The 3,357-nt window shown below is 70.2% G+C and carries 4 protein-coding genes; 3 read left to right on the forward strand and 1 reads right to left on the reverse strand.

Features of this window, described 5'->3' with window-relative positions:
- The first annotated feature begins 134 nt into the window (after positions 1-134).
- Positions 135-995, forward strand: a complete 861-nt coding sequence (locus AC1DP0_RS19870) for an undecaprenyl-diphosphate phosphatase (RefSeq protein WP_478087920.1) — start codon at positions 135-137, stop codon at positions 993-995.
- A gap of 60 nt (positions 996-1,055) precedes the next feature.
- Here the strand turns inward: AC1DP0_RS19870 and corA are convergent, their stop codons facing one another.
- Entirely contained in the window at positions 1,056-2,057 is a 1,002-nt protein-coding gene (gene corA, locus AC1DP0_RS19875) for a magnesium/cobalt transporter CorA (protein WP_478087922.1), read from the reverse strand.
- 98 nt (positions 2,058-2,155) lie between these two features.
- Here corA and AC1DP0_RS19880 point away from each other — a divergent pair, with 98 nt between their 5' ends.
- A complete protein-coding gene (locus AC1DP0_RS19880) occupies positions 2,156-2,887 on the forward strand; it encodes an MSMEG_4193 family putative phosphomutase (RefSeq protein WP_478087924.1) in 732 nt (243 codons plus the stop codon).
- A gap of 10 nt (positions 2,888-2,897) precedes the next feature.
- A partial coding sequence (locus AC1DP0_RS19885) for a DUF3090 domain-containing protein (protein WP_478087926.1) occupies positions 2,898-3,357 on the forward strand: 460 nt, incomplete at its 3' end.

Here is a 3,357-nt window from a genome sequence, read left to right on the forward strand (position 1 = left end):
CCCGCGCGCCTCTCGAGGTCGCTGCTCCCAGCCGACGTTGCAGGTAGGGTGCGACATTGTGCTCCGCGGCCGATGACCCCGAGCGGGTCAGCGGCCCCGTCCCGTCCCTCCTGCGCAGAAGGCCCACCTGACCCATGGCTGACCTCAGCTACCTCGACGCCGTCATCCTCGGCGTCGTCGAAGGCCTCACCGAGTACCTCCCGGTCTCCTCGACCGGGCACCTGACCATCACCGAGAAGCTGCTCGGCCTCGAGGTGAACGACCCGGCCGTGACGGCCTACACCGCCGTCATCCAGCTCGGTGCCATCGCTGCGACGCTCCTCTACTTCTTCCGCGACATCGTCCGCTTCGCCGTCGCGTGGTTCCGGGGCCTGGGTTCGGCCGCCGCTCGCAAGGACCCCGACTACGGCCTCGCGTGGGCCGTCGTCATCGGTTCGATCCCGGTCGGGATCGTCGGCTTCCTCGCGCGTGACCTCATCTCCGGCGCGCTGCGCAGCCTCTGGGTCGTGGCCATCGCCCTGCTCCTCTGGAGCGTCGCCATGGTGGTGGCGGAGCGCATCTACGCGCGCTACGAGGCGCGGGGTGCCGTGCGCGGCGAGCACTCGGTGACCCCGGTCGACGGTCTCGTCATCGGTCTCGTGCAGTGTCTCTCGCTCATCCCCGGCGTCTCCCGTTCGGGTGCGACCATCTCTGCCGGTATCGCCCGCGGCATCGACCGGGTCACGGCGACGCGCCTCAGCTTCTTCCTCGCCATCCCGGCGCTGACGGCTGCGGGCCTGTTCCAGGCGGTCCAGGAGCGGCACGGGCTCTCCGCCCTCGGGCTGGGTCCCGTCCTCGTCGGCGTCGTGGTGGCCTTTGTCGTGGCCTACGCCACGATCGCCTGGCTGCTGCGCTTCGTCGCGAACCACACCCTGCTGCCCTTCGTCTGGTACCGCGTCGCGCTGGGCCTCGTGCTGGCCGGTGTCCTGGCGGCCGGCGTCATCAGCGCGACCTGACGACGCCTGACACGCGAACGGCCGGTTCCCACCTCGGTGGGAGCCGGCCGTCCGTCGTCGCTACAGCCAACCCGAGCGCTTGAAGGCCCGGTAGAGACCCAGGCAGGCGCCCGCCATGACGGCGAGGGCGACGAAGTAGCCGTAGTAGAACTCCCTGCCGCCGATATGGAAGCTGACCTCGAGCTCCGGGACGTTGTGGAAGTTCATCCCGTAGATGCCGGCGATCATGGTCGGCACGGCCGCGATGGCCACCCACGCGGAGATGAGGCGCATGTCCTCGTTCTGCTTGACCGAGACGCTGGCGAGGTGCGCGGACAGGACGTCGGTCAGGAGCCGGTCGTAGGACTCGACATGGTCGTTGACGAGGCGCAGGTGGTCCGCGACGTCCCGGAAGAAGGGCAGCAGCACCTCGGACACTCCGTGGCTGCGGGAGGGGTCCATGAAGTGTGTCAGGGTGTCGGCGAGCGGCTGGCTGGCCCGCCGGAACTCGAGGACCTCGCGCTTGAGCCGGTAGATCGTGTTGGCGTCGCCGCCGGTGGCCGAGGCGAAGACCTGCTCCTCGATCTGCTCGAGGTCCCGGCGCACCTCGCGATCGACGACCGTGTAGTTGTCGACGACGGAGTCCATCACGGCGTGCAGCACCGTCATCGGGCCATGACGGAGGCGCGCCGGTTCGGACTCGAGCCGCTGGCGCACCCCGGCCAACGGGTTGCCCTCCCCGTGCCGCACCGTGACGACGAAGCGGTCACCGATGAAGAGCATCACCTCGCCGGTCTCGATGTCGCTCGTCGCCTCGATGTAGCGCAGGGTCTTGAGCACCACGAACACCGACGACTCGTACTTCTCGATCTTGGCTCGCTGATGGCCGGTGACGGCGTCCTCGACGGCCAGCGGGTGCAGGTGCAGCTCCTCGTTGACGAGGGCGAACTCCTCGTCGGAAGGGTCCCTCAGCCCGATCCAGATGAAACCGTCCTGGGTGAGGCGCAGCACGTCCAGCTCGTCGCTGAGGTCGCCACAACCCTCTCGCCGGCCGTTGCGGTAGATGGCCTTGTCCACGATCACGGCCCCTACTTCACCACGTCCGCCTGTCGGTGGCCTGCACGTCGGGGCGTATGCCGGTGGTGGCGTCGCTGACGGGGCCGCGGGCTAGGGTGACGACCGTGCCCACCGTTCTCTTCGTGCGCCACGGTCGATCCACCTCCAACACCGCCGGCACGCTGGCCGGCTGGATGCCCGGCGTCTTCCTCGACGAGACCGGCGAGGCGCAGGCCGCTGCCGTCRGACAGCGGCTGGCCGCGGCCGTCCTGCCCGTCGTCGAGATCGTCAGCTCGCCGCTCGACCGCTGCGTGCAGACGGCGGACCTGCTGGCCGCACCGCTGCCGAACCACGTCGCCCGCAGCGTCCACCCGGGGCTGGGTGAGTKCCGCTACGGCGCCTGGACCGGGCGTCCCATCTCGGAGCTCGCCAAGGAGGAGCTCTGGAAGGTCGTGCAGGACCGACCGAGCGAGGCGCGCTTCCCGGACTCCGCGGCATACTCCGGCGAGTCCATGGTGGAGATGCAGGACCGCGCGCTGCGCGCCGTCCGGGAGACCGATGCGCGCATCCTCGAGACCCACGGCACGGACGCGGTGTGGGTCGCGGTGTCGCACGGCGACGTCATCAAGTCCATCCTGTCGCACGCCACGGGCGCGCATCTCGACGACTTCCAGCGGATCAACGTCGACCCCGCGTCGGTGAGCGTCGTGCGCTACACGAGYCGCAAGCCGTTCGTGCTGCGGCTCAACGACGTCGGGGGAGACCTCACGGGCCTGCGGCCAGCCGAGAAGCAGGCGGCGGAGGACGGTGACGCCGTGGTGGGCGGCGGCGCCGGCGCGGCCGGTGGCGTCGGATAGGGTCGAACGCATGACGGTCCAGGACTTCGATCCCGCTGACCGGTTCGTCGCCGGGACGGTCGGCCCCGCCGGACAGCGAGCCTTCTACCTCCAGGCGAGCACCGGACCGCTGGTCGTGACCATCGGTGTCGAGAAGCAGCAGGTCTCGATCCTCGCCGACCGCATCAACGACGTCCTCGACCAGCTCGCACCCGCCGCGGCGGCCGAGCCGGGCGATCCCGGTGGCGTGCCCGAGGACACCGACCCGTTGCAGACGCCGTTCGACGAGGACTGGCACGTGCAGACCCTGTCCCTGGCGTGGGACGAGGACGCGCAGAAGGTCGTCATCGAGTGCCACGACCATGACCCCGACGAGGATGAGGAGGTCGCCGACGAGCCCGCCGACGAGGTGGGACCGCTGGGGCGCAACTCGCTCCGCGTCACGCTGACGCCGGCGCAGGCCCGAGCCTTCGCCCGGCGCAGCAACGCGC

The organism is Terrabacter sp. P5_B1 (assembly GCF_056400505.1).

Coding starts and splice junctions, on each gene's coding strand:
- AC1DP0_RS19870 (WP_478087920.1), top strand. CDS start 135: ATGGCTGACCTCAGCTACCTCGACGCCGTCATCCTCGGCGTCGTCGAA.